The 3,587-nt window shown below is 54.9% G+C and carries 4 protein-coding genes and 1 pseudogene; 1 reads left to right on the top strand and 4 read right to left on the bottom strand.

What is annotated here, in order from left to right; translation table 11 throughout:
* Positions 1–988 precede the first annotated feature (988 nt).
* Together G3T14_RS23465 and G3T14_RS23460 are read right to left on the bottom strand one after the other, a co-directional pair.
* On the bottom strand, positions 989–1,132 hold the full coding sequence (locus G3T14_RS23465; protein WP_163644906.1) for a hypothetical protein: 144 nt from the start codon (positions 1,130–1,132) through the stop codon (positions 989–991).
* A 237-nt stretch (positions 1,133–1,369) separates the two neighbouring features.
* Positions 1,370–1,579: a DUF6582 domain-containing protein gene (locus G3T14_RS23460; protein WP_163644905.1), complete on the bottom strand. Its 210-nt coding sequence runs from the start codon at positions 1,577–1,579 to the stop codon at positions 1,370–1,372.
* A 313-nt stretch (positions 1,580–1,892) separates the two neighbouring features.
* Between G3T14_RS23460 and G3T14_RS25270 the strand changes: the two are divergent.
* Positions 1,893–2,139, top strand: a pseudogene (locus G3T14_RS25270) (IS630 family transposase); the annotation flags it as partial.
* A 582-nt stretch (positions 2,140–2,721) separates the two neighbouring features.
* On the opposite strand, the gene G3T14_RS23455 reads toward G3T14_RS25270, so the two are convergent.
* Both G3T14_RS23455 and G3T14_RS23450 read right to left on the bottom strand, forming a co-directional pair.
* Positions 2,722–3,210: a cupin domain-containing protein gene (locus tag G3T14_RS23455; RefSeq protein ID WP_246733522.1), complete on the bottom strand. Its 489-nt coding sequence runs from the start codon at positions 3,208–3,210 to the stop codon at positions 2,722–2,724.
* 105 nt (positions 3,211–3,315) lie between these two features.
* Entirely contained in the window at positions 3,316–3,516 is a 201-nt protein-coding gene (locus tag G3T14_RS23450; RefSeq protein ID WP_163644904.1) for a hypothetical protein, read from the bottom strand.
* Positions 3,517–3,587: the final 71 nt, after the last annotated feature.

Below are 3,587 nucleotides of genomic sequence, written 5' to 3'. Positions count from 1 at the left end.
GACGGAGACGCAGGAATTGGTGGTGCCGAGGTCGATGCCGATGGCCTTGGACATGATGGTCTCCGGTTTTCCAGTGTGAATTGGTGAGCACGGCGTGCGCGGCTGCCGTCTCAAGATCGTCAGGTGCTTCGATGCGCGGATGGACCCCGTCACGCCCCGTCACAGGCAGAGCCACAGGCACCCGCTCGCCGGTTTGGGAGAGGCCAGAATTCGTTATTTGGCTGCCGCCTTGCGGATCTCGATGCGGCCCAGGCTTCAAGGGAATGGAGAACTTCTATGAGCGTGATCCGGAACCGATGCTTTGTCCTGGATCAAAGACTCATTCGGCATGGACCGTAGTCTTCCACTCGGACGGATCGCCGGACCCATCGGGGGCATCGATCCGGATCGTTGCGGCTCATCGTGCCGCTCATCGTTCCTGCAAAGAGTCGGCGTGCCTGCCTTAAAAACCGACGCTATAATAGTCTTTCAGGATGCAATCTCGATAGCTTAGGCGAATTATTTCGCCGCCAGTTGTTTTCGAACAGAACATCGTGCCGAGATTAACCGAGGTTTAATCAAATGCTTCAGAAATGGTCCGTTCCAGCCATCCTAATTTTCGCCTTTTCTAGTCCCACTTATGCCCAGACCAATTTCACAGCACGAGCGCCGAGCATGTTATTTCATGGCAACTACTGTGGCCCCGGCAATAACGCACCAGCCACCCCCGTCGATGCTCTTGATGCGGCCTGCGCCCGTCATGACGGGTGCATTCCGAACGGCCGAGTTTCTACGAAAGCATGCGACCTCCGCTTGCAACGAGAGGCCGAGACTATCTCGCGTGACCCTCGGCAATCGGACGATCTACGGACCCTAGCTGGCTTTGTATCCGCTTGGGCGGCGATGAGCGCGCAAACCGGCGGCTAGTCGATGTATCGAGTTTGCCGGTTGGGTCCGCCGTTCAGGGGAAGACCCTGGCAAGTCGATTGTCGGTCGCGGCTATCGCGGCCTACCCGTCGGCGATAGCGTTCTGGTTCAGGCTGCAGGCGAGGCCGCCCGCTACGAAACGACCCCGGATCGACGTCGCCCAGTGTTCGTCCACAAAGAGCCGGTTCGCGGCATCGACCTTCGCACCGGCGGCGACGGCCTGCATGTGATGGAAAACAATCCTGAACTCCGAATGCACACAGTCGAATCTGTGCGTGACCCCATGTTGGTCTAACATGTCTATTTCGTTGGAGCGGGGCAGCGAGCGTTCGGCTGTCCACAGCCAGCATGAGGATGTTGAATAGATCAGTCTCAGCAAATCAAACACAATGTAACAAAGGCGCGCCCGACATTAAAATTAGTTTTTATTAATTTATCGTAACATGCTATAGTCATACTTCGATCAAATTTTTGTATTGAGTGCAATGTCGGCTGCTGCATCAACTCGCTTTCGATCATCAGTCGAGAGGTTGCCCGCCTGTTCCTGTTGGGCTGCGCGGGCCTTGGCGTTACGTGCGTGGGCCGCGTCCTCGATCGGATACTTCCGGTCCTCCGGAAGAGCAAATTTACTGTTTAATAATTTGCCGCGATCTTTATTATTAAGCTTCGACATCTAATCTCTCTTCAAGCTATCGCGTCAGCGAAATTTCGCTCTCATCATGATCATTCCGGTGAATGGCCAAGCTCGGCGGTTTCCGCCGCTGGGACTTACTTCGGCATCAACAGTCCGTCGTTGACGTTCACGACGCCATTCAATTGATTCACGTCGGCCTACTCAACGAAGGCACAGCCGCCCTTCTGGTCGATCAAAGCCAACCAATCGCCGTCCATCTTTGCGATCAGCACTACACCCTCGACCATCTTCAGGTTGGCCTCACTCCGTCAATCTTTGCCTTGGCCCTCAGCTCGTTGGCATCGAGCTTATTCACGCCGTACTCGTGCTCGACCAGGCCGGCTGGCACTCCACCAGGAAGCTGCTCGTCCCCGACACCATGACCCCTATCCCCCTTGCTGGCGCCTCGCCCGAACTCAACCCTATGGCAGTTCCTCAGCGACAACTGGCTCGGCAACCGGATCTTCCGATCCTACGCCGATATCCTCGACCACTGCGACGACGCCTGGACGAAGCTCATCGCCCAGTCATGCCTCATTACGTCCATCGGAACGTGCTGATGGATGTGTAATCTCTAATCAGCAAGAGTTGTTATAAGGCAATTTATTTGAGGAGCGATTATTCTATCACGTCGATGAATCCATGATAGCGCTGCACGCTCAGATCGCGTCGGCCGCAGTGCCCAGTGACAGTTAGTCGGACCAAAATCGCGTTGATTATCATTACGCTGTAATTTTGTATTGAGAGGACGCGTGCCCATCTGTTCCAGAAATAATGTATAATTATTGCGCCAAGGGATTGAAACATTAATCCCTAACCGACCGTATTGTGAATAGGCGGTCATATTTGGATTCGTGCACACGCTTTTCATCGTCTGCCACGCCCGATACGTTGGCTCATGGCGCTTGCCAGCTCGCTCGCCGTGAATACGGAGGCGCGCAGCACTGATCTCGCGGTGTCGACAGCCGCAGCTTGTCGTGCTGCCCGCTCGGACGTTCCCGCCATGCGCGACGATAACGGTGCCGCAGTCGCAGATGAACAGCCAATGGCAGTGTCCATGTCGGTCCCTGTATGAAAAATTCCCGCCGACGAGCCGTGCAAAGCGCAGGCCTGTCATGTCGATGCGTTGCTTGCGCATCGATTTATTCTCCGTGTTTGTCTGGCGCGTGTTTTGGCTGAACAGACCAGTCTGCTGGCTGGTCAGCGCGGTCAGCCTTGGCTACGGCGGCTGTAGCTTGCACCTTATCGGGTGCGTGATGGGCAGGCGCGTATACAGCATAGACCTGCATTGGCCCCGTGCCGATATTGGTTATATTGTGCCATGTTCCCGCCGGAACGAGTACGCACCAGCCATCCGAAACCTCTTTTTCAAAAATTAACTGATCCTTAGTGGCGCCCATTTGAACCAGACCGCTGCCTGCATCAAGGCGCAAAAACTGATCGGTGTTCGGATGCGCTTCAAGGCCGATGTCGCCGCCAATAGGGATCGACATCAGCGTCACCTGTAAGTACTTTCCACTCCAAGCAACGGACCGGTAATAGGTATTTGCCTTAGTTGCGCGCTCGATATCGAACGACTGCGGCATTGGCCCAATGTCTTCGATTCTCTTATCAGTGTTTTCCATCATCATTCTCACTATCAAGAGGTATGGATTCCATCGCATTGCCAGCGGCAAAGTGTTACGTCCCAAGACTATTCTGATACGACCTGATATTAAATCATACTTAGTAAGAATCTAATATTTCTCACATTGATCGTTCGGATTGATGTAGGCGTGGTTTGGCATCAGCTTGCCCTTGAAAGGCGCGTCGTCCCTCACGGTGCCGGGGTCATTCGCGCTGTTCACGGCATCGTTCGGAAGGGTGGACTGGGCGAAGCCGACCTCTGTCATCGCCAATGCGAACACGGCGGACAGGAGCAGGACGGGAAGACGCATCGGAAGTTTCCTTCGACCGATGTCGAGCACCCGGCTCCGATCCATCGCCGAACGTCTATGCGCCCCATCCC

It is taken from the genome of Methylobacterium sp. BTF04 (genome assembly GCF_010692745.1).
Classification (GTDB): Bacteria; Pseudomonadota; Alphaproteobacteria; order Rhizobiales; family Beijerinckiaceae; genus Methylobacterium.
This window is presented reverse-complemented; position numbering and strand designations above follow the sequence as displayed.